18 protein-coding genes and 1 tRNA gene are annotated in these 20268 nt (G+C 62.1%); 17 read left to right on the top strand and 2 right to left on the bottom strand.

The annotated features are described in order from the left end of the window. Positions 1 to 75 precede the first annotated feature (75 nt). The 9 genes from ACZ52D_RS09080 to ACZ52D_RS09120 all read left to right on the top strand — a co-directional run bounded on the left by ACZ52D_RS09080 (position 76) and on the right by ACZ52D_RS09120 (position 9339). A complete protein-coding gene (locus ACZ52D_RS09080) occupies positions 76 to 681 on the top strand; it encodes a COG3904 family protein (protein ID WP_464441109.1) in 606 nt (201 codons plus the stop codon). 149 nt (positions 682 to 830) lie between these two features. After that, positions 831 to 1607, top strand: coding sequence for a tRNA (guanine(46)-N(7))-methyltransferase TrmB (trmB, locus tag ACZ52D_RS09085; RefSeq protein ID WP_417475504.1), 777 nt, complete (start codon positions 831 to 833; stop codon positions 1605 to 1607). Positions 1608 to 1710: 103 nt separating this feature from the next. After that, positions 1711 to 3057, top strand: coding sequence for a 3-phosphoshikimate 1-carboxyvinyltransferase (gene aroA / locus ACZ52D_RS09090; RefSeq protein ID WP_222456505.1), 1347 nt, complete (start codon positions 1711 to 1713; stop codon positions 3055 to 3057). After that, complete coding sequence (locus tag ACZ52D_RS09095; protein WP_464441110.1) at positions 3054 to 3677, top strand: (d)CMP kinase; 624 nt, start codon at positions 3054 to 3056, stop codon at positions 3675 to 3677. Before aroA ends, ACZ52D_RS09095 begins: the two co-directional genes overlap by 4 nt. A 164-nt stretch (positions 3678 to 3841) precedes the next feature. Then, entirely contained in the window at positions 3842 to 5401 is a 1560-nt protein-coding gene (locus tag ACZ52D_RS09100) for a sulfatase-like hydrolase/transferase (protein WP_464441111.1), read from the top strand. A 288-nt stretch (positions 5402 to 5689) separates the two neighbouring features. Then, positions 5690 to 6592 (top strand): metal ABC transporter substrate-binding protein, encoded by a 903-nt coding sequence (locus tag ACZ52D_RS09105; protein ID WP_464441112.1) that lies wholly within the window; start codon positions 5690 to 5692, stop codon positions 6590 to 6592. 97 nt (positions 6593 to 6689) lie between these two features. Then, positions 6690 to 7601, top strand: a complete 912-nt coding sequence (locus ACZ52D_RS09110; RefSeq protein WP_369925010.1) for a manganese/iron ABC transporter ATP-binding protein — start codon at positions 6690 to 6692, stop codon at positions 7599 to 7601. Then, positions 7601 to 8479 (top strand): metal ABC transporter permease, encoded by an 879-nt coding sequence (locus ACZ52D_RS09115; protein WP_222456501.1) that lies wholly within the window; start codon positions 7601 to 7603, stop codon positions 8477 to 8479. Before ACZ52D_RS09110 ends, ACZ52D_RS09115 begins: the two co-directional genes overlap by 1 nt. Next, positions 8479 to 9339 carry a metal ABC transporter permease gene (locus ACZ52D_RS09120; RefSeq protein WP_464441113.1) on the top strand — a complete coding sequence of 287 codons (861 nt, stop codon included), beginning with the start codon at positions 8479 to 8481 and terminating at the stop codon, positions 9337 to 9339. The genes ACZ52D_RS09115 and ACZ52D_RS09120 overlap by 1 nt, the downstream gene beginning before the upstream one ends. Before the next feature lie 39 nt (positions 9340 to 9378). Here ACZ52D_RS09120 and ACZ52D_RS09125 read toward each other — a convergent pair whose 3' ends face one another. After that, positions 9379 to 9852, bottom strand: a complete 474-nt coding sequence (locus ACZ52D_RS09125) for a nuclear transport factor 2 family protein (RefSeq protein WP_464441114.1) — start codon at positions 9850 to 9852, stop codon at positions 9379 to 9381. Positions 9853 to 10164: 312 nt separating this feature from the next. Here ACZ52D_RS09125 and ACZ52D_RS09130 point away from each other — a divergent pair, with 312 nt between their 5' ends. The 8 genes from ACZ52D_RS09130 (at position 10165) to ACZ52D_RS09165 (ending at position 19713) form a co-directional block, all read left to right on the top strand. Continuing rightward, the gene (locus ACZ52D_RS09130) at positions 10165 to 10992 is read left to right on the top strand and encodes a GAF domain-containing protein (RefSeq protein WP_464441115.1); all 828 of its coding nucleotides are present in this window, start codon (positions 10165 to 10167) and stop codon (positions 10990 to 10992) included. Between the two features lie 119 nt (positions 10993 to 11111). Continuing rightward, positions 11112 to 12632 carry an aldehyde dehydrogenase gene (adh, locus tag ACZ52D_RS09135; RefSeq protein ID WP_464441116.1) on the top strand — a complete coding sequence of 507 codons (1521 nt, stop codon included), beginning with the start codon at positions 11112 to 11114 and terminating at the stop codon, positions 12630 to 12632. A 139-nt stretch (positions 12633 to 12771) separates the two neighbouring features. Next, positions 12772 to 13803, top strand: coding sequence for a LacI family DNA-binding transcriptional regulator (locus ACZ52D_RS09140; RefSeq protein ID WP_464441117.1), 1032 nt, complete (start codon positions 12772 to 12774; stop codon positions 13801 to 13803). Between the two features lie 114 nt (positions 13804 to 13917). Continuing rightward, the gene (locus tag ACZ52D_RS09145; protein ID WP_369925016.1) at positions 13918 to 15219 is read left to right on the top strand and encodes an ABC transporter substrate-binding protein; all 1302 of its coding nucleotides are present in this window, start codon (positions 13918 to 13920) and stop codon (positions 15217 to 15219) included. A gap of 244 nt (positions 15220 to 15463) precedes the next feature. Next, on the top strand, positions 15464 to 16294 hold the full coding sequence (locus ACZ52D_RS09150) for a carbohydrate ABC transporter permease (protein WP_369925106.1): 831 nt from the start codon (positions 15464 to 15466) through the stop codon (positions 16292 to 16294). Positions 16295 to 16304: 10 nt separating this feature from the next. Next, positions 16305 to 17135 carry a carbohydrate ABC transporter permease gene (locus tag ACZ52D_RS09155; protein WP_464441118.1) on the top strand — a complete coding sequence of 277 codons (831 nt, stop codon included), beginning with the start codon at positions 16305 to 16307 and terminating at the stop codon, positions 17133 to 17135. A gap of 12 nt (positions 17136 to 17147) precedes the next feature. Continuing rightward, the gene (locus tag ACZ52D_RS09160; protein ID WP_222456492.1) at positions 17148 to 18152 is read left to right on the top strand and encodes an ABC transporter ATP-binding protein; all 1005 of its coding nucleotides are present in this window, start codon (positions 17148 to 17150) and stop codon (positions 18150 to 18152) included. A gap of 46 nt (positions 18153 to 18198) precedes the next feature. Continuing rightward, entirely contained in the window at positions 18199 to 19713 is a 1515-nt protein-coding gene (locus ACZ52D_RS09165) for a mannitol dehydrogenase family protein (RefSeq protein ID WP_464443127.1), read from the top strand. 395 nt (positions 19714 to 20108) lie between these two features. Here ACZ52D_RS09165 and ACZ52D_RS09170 read toward each other — a convergent pair. After that, positions 20109 to 20183, bottom strand: a tRNA-Thr gene (locus ACZ52D_RS09170). Positions 20184 to 20268 lie beyond the last annotated feature (85 nt).

Here is a 20268-nt window from a genome sequence, read left to right on the forward strand (position 1 = left end):
TTCGCTGTTTCGTGCCCCGCTCTGAGGGGCGTTATTTCGGTATGCGCTGCTGTTGCGCTTTGGCTGGGGTGCGGCGTGGCAACCCTGGCGGAAAACCTGCCCCAGAAGTTCGGTTTGGCCGATGGCACGCTGGTCTATGACACCGAAACGGGTGTCGTGGGCGAACCCGATGAAATATCGGAAGAAGATGTGGAGCGTATGCGCCGGATCCTGGCGGATCACCCGGAAATCACCCAGTTGCAGCTGAACAGTGCCGGCGGCAGTGTCGATGCGGGGGAAGCCTTGGCAGAACTGGTGCTGTCGCGTGGGTTGCACACGCTGGTTGACGGGATTTGCGTCAGTGCCTGTGTCGATGTCTTTCTGGCTGGCAACCAACGACGCATGACACCGGGATCTCGCATCGGGTTTCATCAACGCAGCTGGCCGCCTGAAGCGGTGCACAGTTTTTACCGGGCAGAGCGCAAGGCGGAGCGCTGGTCGACTCCCTTTGAATTTGGTTCGTGGATCTATTCTGACACCCAGCGCGAGATTCACGACTATCTCACCTACATGGTGATGCGCGGGGTCGACCCGGCGTTTGCGATTGAAACGCTGCGCACGCCTTCCCAGGCAGAGTGGTATCCCAGTCGCCTGCGCCTGACCGCAGCCGGTGTGCTGCGCGAGCTGCCCTCGAGCCAGTGAAACATCGCTAGACCCGTGGCGAGGGGGCTGGGAAGTGTGGGCGCGCGCACCGGGGCGGTTGTCCGGTAATGCCGGGTTGACCCGCGCGCCTGCTTGCGGCACAGCAGCGGCCAGCCCGTTGACAACACCCTGAACAGGAGGCCAGACGTATGTCCGGCGACCAGAAGCCCCGTCAAGATCAGCCCGCGCAAGCCCAGCCCGCCGCCACCAACGCGGCCGAGAAACACGCCAGTGGTGCGCCCTGGCGCAACTTCTATGGCCGCTTCAAGGGCAAGACGCTGAAGGACAGCCAGAAGCGCTATCTGGATGAGGATCTGGGCAAACTGAGCCCCGGTGCTGTGGGGTGGGACGAGAACCCGGACCGCACGCCGCTGGATTTGCAGGCGCTGTTCGGGGGCAAGGATGTCTGGCTGGAGGTCGGCTTTGGCGGCGGCGAACACCTGGTGCACCAGGCCGTCAGCAACCCGGATGTCGGCATCATCGGTGCCGAACCCTTCATCAACGGGGTGGCGATGCTGCTGGGCAAGATCCGCAGTGCCAAGGCGGACAATATCGCGGTCCATCCCGGCGATGCCCGCGATCTGATGGATGTTCTGCCCGCGCAGTCGATCTCGCGGGCGTTCCTGCTCTACCCGGATCCCTGGCCCAAGGCCCGTCACCACCGCCGCCGGTTCGTGACGCAAGAGCATCTGGAGCCGTTGGCCCGCTGCCTGAAACCCGGCGCGATCTTCCGCGTGGCCACCGACATTCCCGACTATGTCCGCCAGACGCTGGAGGAAGTGCCGAAGGCGGGGTTCGAGTGGCTGGCCGAAGGGCCCACCGACTGGCGCCAGCCTTGGGATGACTGGATCTCGACCCGATACGAGCAGAAAGCCCTGCGTGAAGGCCGCACACCGCATTACCTGACCTTCCGCCGCCTGGGCTGAGGCACCGCGCCGCGGTGGGCAATTGCGCTGGACCGGTTCCGGCCAATCCGCTACCGATAACGCAAACAAAACAGACGAACGACCGACAGACGAAGGAAGCCCCATGTCCGGACACGGCACGCCCATCCCGATGACCTCGCACCGCTCTGGCCCGCTCACCGGCGTGGCGGAGGTGCCCGGCGACAAGTCGATCTCGCACCGCTCGCTGATCCTGGGGGCCTTGTCGGTGGGCGAAACCAAGATCTCCGGACTGCTGGAAGGCGAGGACGTGCTGGACACCGCCAAGGCGATGCAGGCCTTTGGCGCCGAGGTGGTGAACCACGGCGGCGGCAACTGGTCGGTGTTCGGTGTCGGCGTCGGTGGATTTGCCGAGCCGGACAACGTGATCGACTGCGGCAACTCCGGCACCGGGGTGCGGCTGATCATGGGGGTGATGGCGACATCGCCCATCACCGCGACGTTCACCGGCGATGCCTCTTTGAACAAACGACCGATGGCGCGTGTGACCGATCCGCTGGCGTTGTTCGGCACCCAAGCCGTGGGGCGCAGCGGTGGTCGGCTGCCGATGACGATTGTCGGTGCCGCAGACCCGGTTCCAGTGCGCTACGAAGTGCCGGTGCCCTCGGCACAGGTGAAGTCGGCCGTCTTGTTCGCGGGGCTGAATGCGCCGGGCAAGACCGTGGTGATCGAAAAGGAGGCCACCCGCGACCATACCGAACGGATGTTGGCAGGGTTCGGGGCCGAGATCACCACCGAGGAAACCGAAGAGGGCCGCGTCATTACCCTGACCGGTCGCCCGGAGCTGACGCCGCAGGAGATCGCCGTGCCGCGCGATCCGTCCTCGGCAGCCTTCCCGGTGTGCGCCGCGCTGATCACCGAAGGATCGGACGTGCTGGTGCCGAACATCGGCCTCAATCCGACGCGTGCGGGACTGTATTACACCCTGCAGGACATGGGAGCCGACCTGACCTTTGAAAACATGCGTGAAGAGGGCGGCGAGCCGGTTGCCGACCTGCGCGCCAAGTTTTCGCCGAACATGAAGGGCATCGAGGTTCCGCCGGAACGCGCGGCGTCGATGATCGACGAATACCCGGTCCTGTCGGTGGTGGCGGCCTTTGCCGAAGGCAAGACCATGATGGCGGGCGTCAAGGAGCTGCGCGTCAAGGAGAGCGACCGCATTGATGCGATGGCCAAGGGCCTGCGCGCCAATGGTGTCACCGTCGAAGAAGGCGAGGACTGGTGGGAAGTCACCGGCCTCGGTATCGACGGTGTGCCGGGCGGCGCCACCTGTGAAAGCTTCCTGGATCACCGCATTGCCATGTCCTTCATGGTGATGGGGATGGGGGCAAAGAACCCGGTGTCGGTCGATGACGGCAGCCCGATTGCGACATCTTTCCCGATTTTCGAAAGCTTGATGGGCAGCCTCGGAGCCAAGCTGGAGCGCACATGAGCGAGACGTTTACCATTGCCGTTGATGGGCCTGCTGCGGCGGGCAAGGGGACAATCTCCAAGGCGGTCGCGGCTCATTACGGGTTCGGCCACCTTGACACGGGTCTGCTGTATCGGGCGGTTGGCGCCAAGACCATGGAAGGTGTCCCGGCCGTCGAGGCCGCCCAGTCGCTGACACCGCAGGATCTGGCCCGCGAGGACCTGCGCGGCCCGGAAGTTGCACAGGCCGCTTCCAAGGTTGCCGTGATCGCCGAGGTGCGCGCGGCACTGGTCGATTTCCAACGTGCCTTTGCACGGCGGGCTGGCGGAGCTGTCCTTGACGGGCGCGACATCGGGACCGTTATCTGCCCCTATGCCCAGGTGAAACTGTTTGTCACCGCCAGCGCCGAAGTGCGCGCGCGGCGGCGTTTCCTGGAATTGACCGCGGCTGGCAAGGTCATCACCCTGGATGAGGTGCTGGCGGATGTGAAGGCGCGTGACGACCGGGACATGAACCGCGCGGAATCGCCGCTGCGGCCGGCCGATGATGCGGTCCTGATCGACACCAGCGATTTGAGCATCGAACAGGCGCTTGCCACGGCGCTCGCGGTGATCGAAGAGCGCAGGCATCCGTCCGGCTGACCGAGGCCCTGATTTCCGGCTGTCAGCCGCATTCCGCGGCAGGGACGGGTACCGCCGATGAAGCCACGTTGCAGGGCAGGCCGCGTGGTGATCCTTGTCTTTCCAACGTGTTTCTTCACTGTGGGCGTAACTAGAACTCGATTCGCGCCCGCAAGGATCCCTGAATGCCTGCCACCCGGTCAAAGCCCCGCAACGTCCTGTTCGTGATCATCGACCAGCTGCGCGCTGATTGTCTTTCGGGGGCGCTGGCCCAACACGTTGCACTGCCCAACATCCGTGAGTTCATGCAGGAAGCCGTGTCGTTCTCGCGGCACTTTTCGGTGACCAATCCCTGCGGGCCATCGCGGGCATCCATTCTCACCGGACAATATGCGATGAACCATCGGTCCGTGCGCAACGGAACACCGCTGCGCCACGACACCCCCAACATCGCCACCGAGATGCGCAAGTCCGGTTACCTGCCGATGCTCTTCGGCTACACCGATACTGCGCAGGATCCGCGCGTCTTCGATGCCAATGATCCGGCGCTGAGAACCTATGAATATCTGATGCATGGGTTCCATGAAATGACCGAGATGCGGATGGAGATGTCTTATCCTTGGCGGTCGCATCTGCTGCGCCGGGGATATGCCTTTGACGACTACTGGGACATCTACCGCCCGGTTTCGCCCGATGGCGGTGCACCGCGGTTGAACGATCCGGCGCTCTATGCGGCAGAAGACAGCGATACCGCATTCCTGACCGATTCCTTTCTGGGCAAGATGGCAGGCTACCACCAGGACAGCTGGTTTGCGCATCTAACCTATATACGTCCGCATCCGCCGCTCGTGGCTCCGGCTCCGTATAACGAGATGTATGACCCGGCCAGCTTGCCCCTGCCCGTCCGTCTGGAGACGGCGGGGCAGGAAGCCGCGATGCACCCGTTTTTCGGCCCGGCGCTGCAGGCAGGCACCGTGGCAAGCTTTGTCGAGGGGTTTCCGGATCTTGAGCCGACGGATGACGCGGTGCGCACGCTGCGGGCCGTTTACCTGGGATTGGCGACTGAGGTGGACCATCACATCGGGCGGGTTATCCAATTCCTGAAAGACAGTGGTCAGTACGACAACACGATGCTGGTGCTGACTGCAGACCACGGGGAAATGCTTGGTGATCGTCATGCCTGGGGCAAAATGTCGGTCTATGATGCGGCCTATCACACGCCGCTGATCATCCGGTTGCCGGACAATCAGGCCCACGCCGGGGCCGAGCTGACAGAGATCACCGAGTCGATCGACATCGCCCCGACCATTCTGGATTGGATCGGGCAGGACATTCCTGATGCGATGGATGGCCGGTCGCTGCTGCCGTTGCTGCGGGGGGAGCAGCCGGACGATTGGCGGCGGTATTCCTTCTCAGAACTGGATTTTTCAGATCCTGTGGCGCCGACCCGCTGGCAGCAGGACCTGGGAACCTCGGCCAGTGACAGCTGCCTTGGCATTTTGCGCGATGACAGGTTCACCCTCGTGGAATTTGCGGCCGACTTGCCGCCGCTGTTGTTCGATCGGGCCGGGCAGGGCGAGCTGGAGGACGTATCCCAGCGGCCCGAATATGCCGCGGATCTCGCTCGATTGACGCGGCAAATGCTGCGGCACCGCATGCAGAACGCGGATCACATGCTGTCCATGATGTCCGTAACGCCCGATGGGGTGAAGCGGCAGCCGCGTCACGCTCCCAAAACAGTCTGAACGGCGTGAGCGGCTGGGGGATTGAGGCCAGCCGTCTGGCCCGCCGGTGTCATTAGTTCGGCGCGCGCGCAAGACGTTACGTTTCTAACCTGTGGCAGCACATGGCGTTGTAACCTGTTGTTCGGTGCACAAGGCCGCCGCCGAGGCGTCCCATAACCGGTGGAGACAGCACCAGGCGGGTTGGTCTCCTTCGGTCGCCATAGTTGCAAATCATTCTCAATTTCATTGACAGTTGAGAATGATTTGCATTAACGATGCTTTCGAGAACACCAGAACACGGAGAATCGCATGTTCACTCATCTGCTCAAGACAGCGTCGGCGGTGGCTTTGGCGACCTTCGCTGCGAATGCTGCCATTGCCGGGGAAAAGATGAAGGTGGTGACAACCTTCACCGTTCTGGCCGACATGGCCGCCAATGTGGCAGGCGAGGCTGCGGAAGTCGTTTCAGTGACCAAGCCCGGGGCGGAAATTCACGGGTATGAGCCAACGCCGCGCGATATCGTGCGCGCCTCGGATGCGGATCTGATCCTTTGGAACGGCATGAACCTTGAGCTGTGGTTTGAACAGTTTCTGTCGAACCTTGAGGGGGTGCCTTCCGTTACCCTGACCGAAGGTATCGACCCGATCCCGATCGCTGCTGGATCATACGAAGGAAAGCCGAATCCGCATGCCTGGATGGGGCTCGACAATGCCTTGATCTACATCGACAACATCGTCGAGGCATTTGTCGAACACGATCCTGAGAACGCGGCAACCTACGTAAAGAACGCAGATGCCTACAAAGATCAGCTGCGGGCCACCATCGAACCGCTGCGCCGTGCCATCGCCGAAATCCCGGAGGAGAAACGCTGGCTGGTGACCTGTGAGGGCGCGTTCAGCTATTTGGCGCGGGATTTCGGAATGAAGGAATTGTACCTCTGGCCGATGAACGCGGATCAGGTGGGCACACCGCAACAGGTGCGCAGCGTCATCGACGGGGTGCGGGCCAATGACATCCCCGTGGTGTTCTGCGAAAGCACCGTCAACACGGCTCCGGCGCAGCAGGTCGCACGCGAAACTGGTGCCGCTTATGGGGGGGAGCTTTACGTTGACTCGCTGAGTGCGGCGGACGGTCCGGTGCCGACCTATCTTGATCTTCTCAAGGTCACCTCGCAGACTGTGGTCAAAGGTCTGACGGAGGTCACCAACTGACGTCAATTGCAGCATATTTTCACCCCGCGGAGCCGATCCGCGGGGTGTTTCATTTCACAAAGCACGATTTCTGTGTGTAACTCTGCGGGACTGCCGAATGTTAGACGCCAGCGAGAGCCTCAAGATGAACACCAGCGCCGCCGACAGCGGGATTTCCGCCAGCAATGTCACGGTCACCTACCGCAACGGTCATACCGCCTTGTGGAACGCCAGCTTTGACATTCCACGCGGCACCGTCACGGCGCTGGTCGGGGTCAACGGCGCGGGCAAATCGACCCTGTTCAAGGCGATCATGGGCTTTGTTCCCGCGGCCGAGGGCGAGATCCGCATTCTGGGCATGACGGTGAAGCAGGCGCTGCGGCAGAACCTGGTCGCCTATGTGCCCCAGTCCGAGGAGGTCGACTGGGCCTTCCCGGTGCTGGTCGAGGACGTGGTTATGATGGGCCGCTATGGCCACATGGGCTTCCTGCGCCGCCCCAAGGCGGCGGACCACGCGGCGGTCGATCAGGCGCTGGCCCGCGTCAACATGCAGGATTTCCGCCACCGCCAGATCGGCGAGCTGTCGGGCGGCCAGCGCAAGCGGGTGTTCCTGGCCCGCGCCCTGGCGCAGGACGGGCAGGTGATCCTGCTGGACGAGCCCTTCACCGGCGTCGATGTGAAAACCGAAGAGCAGATCATCGCCCTTTTGCGCGAACTGCGCGCCGAAGGCCGGGTGATGCTGGTCTCCACCCACAACCTCGGATCTGTGCCGGAATTCTGCGACCGCACCGTTCTGGTCAAGGGCACGGTGCTGGGCTTCGGCCCGACCGAGACCACATTCACCCGCGCGAACCTGGAACATGCCTTTGGCGGGGTGCTGCGCCATTTCACCCTCGGCGGCGACGCGCTGCACGAGGACGGCGACACCCGCAAGGTCACCATCCTGACCGACGACGAGCGCCCCTTCGTGCAGTACGGTGAGAAAACCCAGACCAGCAAGGGCCGTTCCAAGGCGAAGGGCAAGCCGTGATGGAGTATCTGTTGGAACCCTTTGCCTATGGCTACATGACCAATGCGATGTGGGTCTCTGCACTGGTCGGCGGGGTCTGCGCGTTTCTCTCCGCCTATCTGATGCTCAAGGGCTGGTCGCTGATCGGCGACGCGCTCTCGCATTCGGTGGTGCCGGGGGTGGCGGGCGCCTACATCCTGGGCCTGCCCTTTGCGCTGGGCGCCTTCATTGCGGGCGGACTGGCGGCGGGTGCGATGCTGTTCCTGTCAGAACGCTCGGGCCTCAAGGTGGATGTGATCATCGGGCTGATCTTCACCTCCTTCTTCGGTCTTGGCCTGTTCATCGTCTCGATCAGCCCGATGTCGGTGTCGGTGCAGACCATCACCATGGGCAATATCCTGGCGATCACGCCGGAGGACACGCTGCAGCTGGCGATCATCGGCTTTGTCTCGCTGGCGGTGCTGATGGCAAAATGGAAAGACCTGATGGTCACCTTCTTTGACGAGAACCACGCCCGTACCATCGGCCTGCGTCCGGGGCTGCTCAAGGCGGTGTTCTTTGTACTGCTGTCGGCCTCCGTCGTGGCGGCGATGCAGACCGTGGGCGCGTTTCTGGTGATCGCCATGGTGGTGACGCCCGGTGCCACCGCCTATCTGCTCTGCGACCGTTTTCCGCGGCTGATCCTGCTGTCGGTGCTGATCGGCGCGCTGACCAGTTTCCTTGGCGCCTATGCCAGCTATTTCCTCGACGGGGCCACTGGCGGCATCATCGTGACGCTACAGACGCTGATCTTCCTGGCGGTCTTTGTCCTTGCCCCGAAACACGGGCTGCTGGCGGCCCGGCGCAAGGCGCGCGAGGCGCTGCGGCGCGGTCCCGAAGCCCAGCAGGAGGGCGCATGATGGACTTGGAAACCCTGCTGATGCCGTTTCAGTTCGCCTTCATGCAGAACGCCTTTCTGATCTCGGTCATCGTTTCGGTGCCGACAGCGCTGCTGTCATGCTTTCTGGTGATGAAGGGCTGGGCGCTGATGGGCGATGCGGTCAGCCATGCGGTGCTGCCGGGGATCGTGCTGGCCTATATCGCGGGCCTTCCGCTGATACTGGGGGCTTTCGGCGCGGGCATGCTGTGTGCCGTTGCGACCGGGTTCCTGTCCGGCAATAGCCGCGTCAAGGAAGACACGGTGATGGGTGTGGTCTTTTCCGGAATGTTCGGGCTTGGCATCGTCCTTTATGTCTCGGTGGAGACCAACGCGCATCTGGATCACATCCTGTTTGGCAATATGCTGGGGGTCGAGCAGGATGAACTGTGGACCGCGCTGGTGATTTCGGTCGGCGTCGGGGCGCTATTGCTCCTGAAGTGGAAGGATTTGTTGTTGCACAGCTTTGATCCGGCCCAGGCGCGGGCGTCTGGCCTGCCGGTGACGCTCCTGCATTACGGCTTGCTGGCAGCGCTGTCGCTGACCATCGTCGCCACCTTGTCAGCGGCGGGGCTTATCCTCGCTATCGGTCTGCTGATCGCGCCGGGGGCAATTGCCTTTCTGGTGGTGCGGACGTTCCGCAGCATGTTGTGGGTTTCGGTGTTCGTCTGCATGGTTTCGATGGTGGCAGGCACCTACGCCAGCTTCTTCCTCGACAGCGCTCCGGCACCGACAATCGTGCTGATCCTGAGTGCGCTTTTCGTCATAGCCTTGATCCGGCGGTTGACCCTGACCCGCCGCCGGTCGATGCAGCGGGTCAAGGAAGCGACGAACACGCGCTGAGGCGGGGCCCTTTGGCGGCCCCGGACCTTTCGGCGAGGATCAGAGCCCGAGCGCGCTGAGGCCGGGATGGTCCTCAGGCCGCGGACCCAGCGGCCAGTGGAACAGTCGCTCATCCTCGGAGATTTTCAGATCGTTGATCGAGGCGAAGCGATGCGCCATGCGGCCCTTCGCGTCGAACTCCCAATTCTCGTTCCCATAGGATCGGAACCACTGGCCCGCAGCGTCTTGCCATTCATAGGCAAAGCGCACGGCAATTCGGTTGTCGGTAAAAGCCCAGAGTTCCTTGATCAGGCGGTAGTTGTGCTCGCGCTGCCATTTCGCGGTCAGAAAACGATGCACTTCCTCGCGACCTTGCGGGAATTCAGCCCGGTTTCTCCAATTTGTATCCAGCGTATAGGCAGGCGCAACGGTGTCGGCACAGCGGCTGTTCCAGGCATCCTCGGCCGCACGAACCTTGGCAATGGCCGTTTCGCGGGTGAAGGGCGGTAGCGGGGGGCGGGGGAGTTCAGTCATTTTGTGTACCGATCTGTTAACCATACTGAAGGTGTACCGATCTGTACGAAAACTGCAAGAGCAGAATCTCCCTGGCGTTGGAAAGTCAGGCGGCAGCTGCCGAGGACGCTGGAACAAAGGTTTTTGTCGACTTCTCGCAAAAGCGACTATGCTGGCGGCGGGAGGAAGGTTGATTTGGTTTTTGATACGCATCATGCCGCTCGGGTGATCGAAGTGGTTCGCCAGCCGGGAGCCGCGGCTCGATCTCGGTTGGCGGCCTCCTGGCGGCGCTCGTTGGATCACCACGGATTGAACCCCGATCAAAAACGCTGTGTGCGCAGAGTTGGCGCGCAGGAGCTGGCGGAGCGACGGGATCGCAGCGGTCCTATGATGCGGCTGGCCGCGTCAAAACTGGATGCCTTGTTTCAGCTTGTGGGCAGGTCGGGCTGTGGCGTGCTGCTCACCGATGCCGAGGGCGTTGTGCTGGATCAAAGGATCGCTGGTGGCGATGTCGCGATTTTTGATGCCTGGGGGCTGACGCCGGGGGCGGATTGGTCCGAAGCATCGGAAGGCACCAATGGCATCGGCACCTGCCTTACGGAGGGGCGTCGGGTGATCATCCACCGTGATCAGCATTTTCACGCTCGCAACTCCGGCATGAGCTGCATGGATGCGCCCATATTTGGTCCTGAGGGGGAGCTGATCGGCGCGCTGGACGTCTCTTCCGCGCGGGCGGATCAGACCGAAGCCTTCAATCGGCTGATCTCTGCGACGGTCACCCAGACCGCCCGCCAGATCGAGATGGACACTTTCCGGGCCGCCTTTCCCACAGCGCGGATTATCGTTGCTGACACCACCGACAGCGAATCTGCAATGTTGCTGGCGGTGGATCAGGACGATCTGGTGCTGGGCGCGACACGGGGCGCTCGCCGCGCCTTTGGTCTGCGTTCCTTTGGGCCAATCGCCACCATCCCGGCCTCGGATCTCTTCGGGCGGGAGGATGGGCCCTCGGGCTTTGAGAAGGCAGAACGGGCCGCGGTCATCCGGGCACTGTCCCGGGCAAACGGCAATGTTTCTGCGGCAGCTCGCAACCTCGGAATCGGCAGGGCAACGCTGTACCGGCGGATGAAGCGGCTTGGTATCGGCGGACGCCAGCGCTGACCTGTCTCAGTTCTGAGACAGGTGGCGACGGCAGCAGCCGTGGGCGGGCTGACTGCGCCGTCTGGGCTGCGCATCTTCTTTGGCATCCCGGTGGAGGACCGGGGCTGAAGGAGGAACCCATGAACGAACAGACGCAAATCGCGGGCGAGCATATTTCGCCATTCAAGACACGCTACGACAACTTCATCGGAGGCCAATTCGTGGCCCCGGTCAAAGGTCAGTACTTTGACAACATCACTCCGATTACCGGTGCCAAGGTCTGTGAAGTGGCGCGGTCCACGGCCGAGGATGTCGAGTTGGCGCTGGATGCCGCCCATGCCGCCAGGGAGGCCTGGGGCATGACCTCGGCTGCTGAACGCTCTAACTTGCTGTTGAAGATCGCGGATCGGATCGAGGAAAATCTGCAGCTGATCGCGACAGCGGAATCCTGGGACAATGGCAAGCCGATCCGTGAGACCACCGCCGCCGATATCCCGCTTGCGGTTGACCACTTCCGCTATTTTGCGGGCGTACTTCGCGGCCAGGAAGGCACGATGTCGCAAATCGATCACGACACCGTTGCCTATCATTTTCACGAACCATTGGGGGTGGTTGGCCAGATCATTCCCTGGAACTTTTCGATTTTGATGGCCGCGTGGAAGTTGGCCCCTGCATTGGCGGCGGGGAATTGCATCGTTCTGAAACCGGCCGAGCAGACCCCTGCTGCAATCATGGTTCTTGTCGAGGTCATTGCTGACCTGCTGCCGCCGGGAGTGTTGAACATCGTCAACGGTATGGGGCCGGAAGTCGGCGGTCCGCTGGCGAAATCACCGCGAATCGCCAAGATCGCCTTCACCGGATCGACCGAGACGGGCCGTGTCATCATGCAGGCGGCCACCGAAAACCTGATCCCGGTCACGCTGGAGCTGGGCGGCAAGTCGCCGAATATCTTCTTCTCGGATGTGATGGCCGAAGATGATGCCTTTCTCGACAAGGCGGTCGAAGGTTTCGTGCTGTTTGCCTTCAATCAGGGGGAGGTTTGCACCTGTCCCTCGCGCGCTTTGATTCAGGAAGACATCTATGAAGCCTTCATCGAACGCTGCATCGCGCGGGTCGAGGCGATCAAGCAGGGGGACCCCCGTGATATGGCCACGATGGTGGGGGCCCAGGCCAGCCAGGAACAGCAGGACAAGATCCTGTCGTATCTGACGATCGGGGTCGAAGAAGGGGCCGAGGTGGTGACCGGCGGTGGAGCAGCGCGGCTCAACGGTGATTTGTCCAACGGCTTCTACGTGCAGCCGACCATTCTGAAAGGCCACAACAAGATGCGCGTCTTTCAGGAAGAGATCTTCGGGCCGGTTGTCTCGGTGACGACCTTCAAGGACGAAGCAGAAGCGTTGGAAATAGCCAATGACACCATGTACGGCCTCGGCGCCGGCGTGTGGACGCGCGATGGCACGCGGGCCTATCGCTTTGGGCGCAACATAGAAGCGGGGCGGGTCTGGGTGAACAACTATCACGCCTATCCGGCGCATGCCGCCTTTGGTGGGTACAAGCAATCCGGTATCGGGCGGGAAACGCACAAGATGATGCTGGATCACTATCAGCAGACCAAGAACATGCTGGTGAGCTACAATCCGAATAAATTGGGCTTCTTTTGAGCCTGGCAGTCGTGTGCCGCGCAGCTTTTCCCGAAACGGGCTGTGAAAATTTCCGCGCGTAAATTATCATTGCTGGATGATCCCGGGCAAGGCCGCAGTCGGCCTTGCCTATTTCCGAAGTAATGAAGCGAGCGCGTGCATGGCAGCCAAGAAGATAAAAAACATGGAAGAGTTTGCGGCGCTTAGCGGCATCTCGCGGCCAACGCTCTCGAAATTCTTCAACGACCCGTCAAGCGTCAGAGCTTCGACGAGGCAGCGCATCGAAGCGGCGCTGGATCGTTATGACTATCGCCCCAATCTGTACGCAATCAATCAGAACCGCCGACTGACAAAGAACATCGGCATCGTCGTGCCGTATCTGGCCGACCCGTTCTTTGCCGAAATCGCCCGCAACATCGAGGCGCATATCCTCGGTATGGGCTATCGGCCGGTCTTGCTTGGCTCTCATGGCAATCCCGAGCAGGAGATCGAGAATCTGGAAAACCTGCGTCTGCTGAAACCGGCCGGGGTGTTGCTGGCCCCACTCGGGCGGACCTCGGATCACGACAGGATCGCTGCCTTCTGCCAGGACGTGCCGACGGTGCTGTTTGACGCAAGCGTTGGCACTGTCGGTGAGGCCTTCGTCGGGTCAAACAACGAGCAGAGCATTGGTCTGATTGTGGACTACCTCTGCCGCACCGGGGAACCGCCTGCCTTCTTTGAAATGAAGACCCCGGCAAACCCGAACGCTCACAAGCGCCGTCAGGCCTATATCAAGGCGATGGAGCGGTTGAACCACACGCCGCAGCTCATTCAGGCATCCGGGGCCGGTTGGGAATTCGAGCAAATCGGATTTCGCGAGGGCTCCCGTGTCGTGCGCGACCGCAAGCTGACGACCAATACGATCCTTTGCAGCAACGACCGTCTGGCCATCGGCTTTTTGTCGGCGGCGTATGAGGCTGGGGTTCGCGTTGGTCTGGGGGATGCCTGCACCATGCGAGTTGCCGGTCACGATGACCATCCGTTCTCCCGCTATACCTGCCCGACATTGACCACCGTCTCGCAGGACTACGAAGCCATCGCGCAGAAAAGTGCCGAAACCCTGATGGCCGTAATCGATGCCGACAGCCCTGCTGATTCGCGGCAGGAGACGCTTTTTGATGGCCGTCTCGTCATGCGGGGGTCGGCGTAAGGTGCTGTTTTGATGTGCTAGGCGTATAAACTTTACGCGCGTAAAGAAATAATTTGACGCTAGGTAGGGTTCGGCGCTAGCTTGGTAGGCAACATCTCAACAGGGAGGTAGAAGATGTTTGCTAGACATGCTTTGAGCGCTGCAACGGCGGTTTCGTTGCTCGCGGCGGGGGGAGCATCCGCCGAAACCATCACCATCGCCACCGTGAACAACGGCGACATGATCCGCATGCAGGGTCTGACCGATGATTTCACCGAAAAAACCGGCCATGAGGTCGAGTGGGTGACGCTGGAAGAAAACGTGCTGCGTCAGCGCGTGACCACCGACATTACGACCAAGGGCGGTCAGTTCGACGTCATGACGATCGGCATGTACGAGACCCCGATCTGGGGAAAGAACGGTTGGCTGGTGCCGCTGGACGATCTGCCGGCCGAATATGACGCCGACGACATCCTGCCCGCGATGCGGGGCGGTCTCAGCGTGGATGGTACGCTTTATGCCGCGCCGTTCTACGGCGAAAGTTCGATGATCATGTACCGCACCGATCTGATGGAGCAGGCGGGCCTTGAGATGCCCGAGGCACCGACGTGGGACTTCGTCGCCGAAGCCGCCCGCGCGATGACCGACAAGGATGCCGGCATCTACGGTATCTGTCTGCGCGGCAAGGCCGGTTGGGGCGAAAACATGGCCTTCCTGACCGCCACCGCCAATGCCTTCGGCGCCCGCTGGTTTGACGAAAACTGGCAGCCCCAGTTCGATCAGCCGGAGTGGAAGGAAACCCTGGAATTCTACGTGAACCTGATGAATGACGCGGGCCCTCCGGGCGCGTCGAACAACGGCTTCAACGAGAACCTGTCGCTGTTCCAGCAAGGCAAATGCGGCATGTGGATCGACGCTACCGTGGCGGCCTCCTTCGTGACCAACCCCGAGGATTCCACCGTGGCCGACAAGGTCGGCTTTGCGCTGGCGCCGGACACCGGCAAGGGCAAGCGCGGCAACTGGCTGTGGGCCTGGGCGCTGGCCATCCCGGCGGGGACCCAGAAAGAGGACGCCGCCAAGGAGTTCATCCAGTGGGCAACCTCCAAGGAGTACATCGAACTGGTGGCCGAGAACGAAGGCTGGGCGAATGTTCCGCCGGGTGCACGCAGCTCGCTGTACGAGAACCCGAACTACAAGGACATCCCTTTCGCCAAGATGACTCTGGAGAGCATCCTGTCGGCTGATCCGACCAACCCCACGGTCGATCCGGTGCCCTATGTCGGCGTGCAATTTGCCGCGATCCCGGAGTTTGCCGGCATCGCTGGCCAGGTTGGCCAGGAATTTGCAGCCGCATTGGCCGGTCAGCAGAGCGTCGACGAAGCCCTCGCCAAGGCGCAGGCACTGACCACCGACGAGATGGAAGCCGCAGGCTACTGATCCCGCGGATCAATCCCGGAGGGCGGCCACCGCGCCGCCCTCTGGCCCTAACAATCCCCCAGAGCGCATAATCGTCCAAGGCGGCCCGTTGCCGTCAACGGAGGAGGTACATCCAATGTCCACGCAACCCCAACAACCCGCGCAGGAAATGGCGCTCGGTGCGACGGTGCCCAATGCCGCCACCCAGCCCGCCGCCGCGGATCACCAGGCTGGCACAAGGCACGCGCGCACCGCGGCTCGGCTGATGATGGCCCCCGCTGTCATCCTGCTGCTGGGCTGGATGCTGGTTCCGCTGACGATGACGCTCTACTTCTCGTTCAAGAAGTTCCTGCCGCTGCGCGGCGGCGACCTGGGCTGGGTCGGCTTTGACAACTACGTCCGGTTCGTTTCCTCCAGCGCCTTCTGGCCCAGCGTGCAGGCGACGCTGGTGATTGTCGGCGGCGTTCTGGCGATCACCGTGGTGCTGGGCGTGCTGCTGGCGATCCTGCTCAATCAGCCGATGTGGGGCCGCGGCGTGGTCCGCATCTTGGTAATCGCGCCCTTCTTCGTGATGCCCACCGTCTCGGCGCTGGTCTGGAAGAACATGTTCATGGATCCGGTGAACGGCCTGCTGGCGCACGTCTGGCGCGCCTTCGGGGCCGAGCCGCTGGTCTGGCTGACCGAGGCCTCGACCCAGTCGATCATCCTGATCGTCAGCTGGCAGTGGCTGCCCTTTGCGACGCTGATCCTGCTGACCGCGATCCAGTCGCTGGACCGTGAGCAGCTGGAGGCCGCAGAGATGGACGGCGCGCCGCCGCTGAGCCGTTTTGCCTATATCACCCTGCCGCATCTGTCGCGCGCGATCACCGTGGTGGTGCTGATTCAGACCATCTTCCTGCTGTCGATCTTCGCCGAGATCTTTGTCACCACCCAGGGCGCCTTTGGCACCAAGACCCTGACCTACCTGATCTTCCAGCGGGTGCTGGAGAGCCAGAACATCGGGCTGGGATCCGCTGGCGGTGTCTACGCCATCATCCTCGCCAACATCGTTGCCATCTTCCTGATGCGCATCGTCGGCAAGAACCTGGACGCTTAAGGAGGCCCGCATGGCACGTGCAATCACACCGCAACGCAAAGCCCTGAACACCACCCTGGCCTGGGGCGTGGGCCTGCTGATCTTCTTTCCGATCCTGTGGACCATCCTGACCAGCTTCAAGACCGAAGCCCAGGCCATCTCCGATCCGCCGGTATTCCTGTTCTTCGACTGGACGCTGGAGAATTACTCGGTGGTGCAGGAGCGTTCCGACTACGGCCGGTTCCTGTGGAACTCGATCATCATCGCCGGCGGCTCCACCCTCCTGGGTATCCTGATCGCGGTGCCTGCCGCCTGGTCGATGGCCTTCGTGCCCTCGAAGCGGACCAAGGACATCCTGTTGTGGATGCTGTCCACCAAGATGCTGCCAGCGGTCGGCGTGCTGTACCCGATCTACCTGATCTTCATCAAAATGGGGCTGCTGGACACCAAGCTGGGACTGGTGATCGTGCTGATGCTCATCAACCTGCCGATCATCGTCTGGATGCTTTACACCTACTTCAAGGAGATCCCCGGCGAGATCCTGGAGGCCGCCCGGATGGACGGGGCCGGCCTGCGCGAAGAGGTGTTGTTTATCCTCACCCCCATGGCCATTCCCGGCATCGCATCAACCCTGCTGCTGAACGTGATCCTGGCCTGGAACGAAGCCTTCTGGACGCTCAACCTGACCGCGGCCAAGGCGGCCCCGCTGACGGCCTTCATCGCCAGCTACTCCAGCCCCGAGGGCCTGTTCTACGCCAAGCTCAGCGCGGCCTCGACCATGGCCATCGCCCCGATCCTGATCCTCGGCTGGTTCAGCCAGAAACAACTTGTCAGCGGCCTCACCTTCGGCGCTGTGAAATAAGGAGACACGCATATGGGACGCATCACTCTGGACAAAGTCTCCAAAAGCTTTGGCGACGTGCAGGTCATCCCGCCCCTGGACCTGACCATCGAAGATGGCGAGTTTACCGTCTTCGTCGGTCCCTCGGGCTGCGGCAAGTCCACGCTTCTGCGGCTGATCGCCGGGCTTGAGGATGTCACATCCGGCCAGATCCGCATCGACAAGCAGGACGCCACCCATGTGCCGCCGGCCAAGCGCGGCCTGGCCATGGTGTTCCAGTCCTACGCGCTGTATCCGCATATGTCGGTGCGCAAGAACATCGCCTTTCCGATGAAGATGGCGGGCATCCCGGCGGAGGAGCAGGAGCGCCGCATCGAGGCCGCGGCCCGCGCCCTGAACCTGACCGACTACCTTGACCGCCGCCCGGGCCAGCTGTCCGGCGGCCAGCGCCAACGGGTGGCGATTGGCCGGGCCATCGTGCGCGAACCCTCGGCCTTCCTGTTCGACGAGCCGCTGTCGAACCTCGACGCGGCGCTGCGGGTGGGGATGCGGCTGGAGATTTCCGAGCTGCATGAGCGGCTGGAGACCACGATGATCTATGTCACCCACGACCAGGTCGAGGCGATGACCATGGCCGACAAGATCGTGGTGCTGCAAGGCGGCGTGATCGAACAGGTCGGCTCGCCGCTGGAGCTGTACCACAGCCCGCGCAACAAATTCGTGGCCGGCTTCATCGGCTCGCCCAAGATGAACTTTATCGAAGGCGAGGAGGCGGCCAAACATGGCGCCCATACGATCGGGGTGCGCCCGGAGCATATCGAGGTCTCGGGCGAGTCGGGGACTTGGTCAGGAATTGTCAGTGTCTCGGAGCACCTGGGATCGGACACCTTCTTTCACGTCCATCAAACGGGGCTGGCGGACACCATCACGGTGCGTGCCGACGGCGAGGTGGGCTTTCGCCACGGCGACCGCATTTTCATGACCCCGCGGGCCGATGTGATCCACCGCTTCGGTGCGGATGGATTGCGGTTGGCATGACGTCGCGCTTCCGCCGCAAAAGGACAGGTGAAAAATGGAGAAGCTGATGGAACGGCATATGGCGAAACGCTCCCCGGTCAGGCTTTGTCAGGCGGCCTTGCAGACTCTGCCTGAGGGCATCTCGGGGCCGACATATGACCGTGCCGCCCTCACACCGGGGATCATCCATGTCGGGCTTGGCAACTTTCATCGCGCGCATCAGGCCTGGTACCTGCATCGGTTGATGCAGCAGGGGCTGGCGCAGGATTGGGCGATTCTCGGCGCTGGCGTGCGGCCCTATGATGCGGACATGCGGCAAAAGCTGCTGGCGCAGGACTGCCTCACCACTCTGATCGAGCTGTCGCCCGGGAGTGTTGCGGCGGAGGTGATCGGCCCGATGGTGGGTTACTTGCCGATCGAGGAAGGGAATGGCGCGTTGATCCGTGCCATGTGTGAACCGGCAATCCGCATCGTGTCCCTGACCGTCACCGAGGGCGGCTATTTTCTCGATCCGGATGGCGGCGGTTTGGACATCGGCCACCCCGATATACAACATGATGCGAACAACCCGCACCGCCCCCAGACGGTTTTCGGAGCCATCGTTGCAGCTTTGGCGGTCCGACGTGACAGTGGTGCAGGTCCGTTCACCGTGCAGAGTTGCGACAACCTGCGCGGAAACGGAATAGTCGCCCGTCAGGCCGTTGTTTCTCTGGCCCGGCTGTCCGACCCGGAGTTGGCGGAATGGATCGACCAGAGGTGCAGCTTTCCGAACTCCATGGTCGATTGCATCGTCCCCGCCACCGGCGCGGCGGAAATCGCCCTGGTACAGGAGTTGGGCATAGCGGACACAGCGCCGGTGACCCATGAAAACTACAGGCAATGGGTCATCGAGGATGATTTCTGTGCTGGGCGGCCCGATTGGGACAAGGCTGGCGCGGTGTTCACGCCTGCGGTTCATGACTACGAAGCGATGAAGATTCGCATCCTGAATGCAGGCCACCAAGTGCTTGCCAATGCCGGGGAGCTGCTGTCGGTGGAGACCATTGCCGATTGCATGGCGCATCCGCTGATTTCAGCCCTGTTCCGCAAGGTTCAGCACGAAGAAATTGTTCCCGGTGTTGCCGCGGTTCCCGAAATCACTCCGCAGGCTTACGTCGGCCTGATCGAGCAGCGGTTCTCGAACCCCGCGATTCGCGACACTGTCAGGCGGGTTGCCTTCGACGGTTCGGCCCGGCACCCGGGCTTCGTGCACCCGGCGCTACGGGATGCATTGGCGGCTGGCGGCCCGGTTGCGGGCCTCAGCCTGGTGGAGGCCCTGTGGGCGCGCATGTGTGCGGGTACGCGGGAGGATGGCAGCGAGATCGCTCCGAATGATCCTGATTGGGACAATCTGACCGCCGCGGCGTCAGATGCGAGGTCCCGCCCCATGGCGTGGCTGGAGCAACAACACATCTACGGCAACCTGATTGAAAATGACCTGTTCGTGTCAGAGTTCACGCGCTGGCTGACCATGATCTGGTCGCAAGGCAGTGAGGCCGCGTTGCGCAGCTATCTGGGCATTGAAGATAACAAATGGTCGTGACGACAAGCGCGGGGGCAGGGGGGGAAACCCGTGCCCCCGCGCTTCGCTCACAAAGCGTTGTTGCTGGTAATGATGATTCCCTGATTCGGTCCCGAATCAAATTTTCCGGATGGGACCGGCAGACTGTGATTCGCAGGTTGCGGTAATTTCCCAGTGCAGATCGGGCAGCTTGCCCTGGGGCGGGTAGCCTAGGGTGAGGCAAGCGCGCCATGCGCTGGCCTCTCGTCGGCGTCACTTCGTGCATACAAGTGCGGAAAACTGCGCTTCGACTGGCAAAAAACGCGATCCAACCCGTTCAAAACCCTGTTTTAGCGTGATCCTGTCGCTGCGGCAGACAGCTAAAAAGCCTTGCCCTTCAACAGGCTGGGCGGGTCATCATCATTTTGTGGGGAACCTGGTGCTGCTGGAGAGAATTGAACTCTCGACCTCTCCCTTACCAAGGGAGTGCTCTACCTCTGAGCTACAGCAGCGCCGGTGAGGGGGCTTTTAGGCATAAACGCGGAGGGGTGCAAGAGCATTCTGGACGGTTTTTTCGCACTAAGTTACAGAAGTCTT

The sequence above is a fragment of the Leisingera sp. S2M4 genome, from assembly GCF_055398055.1.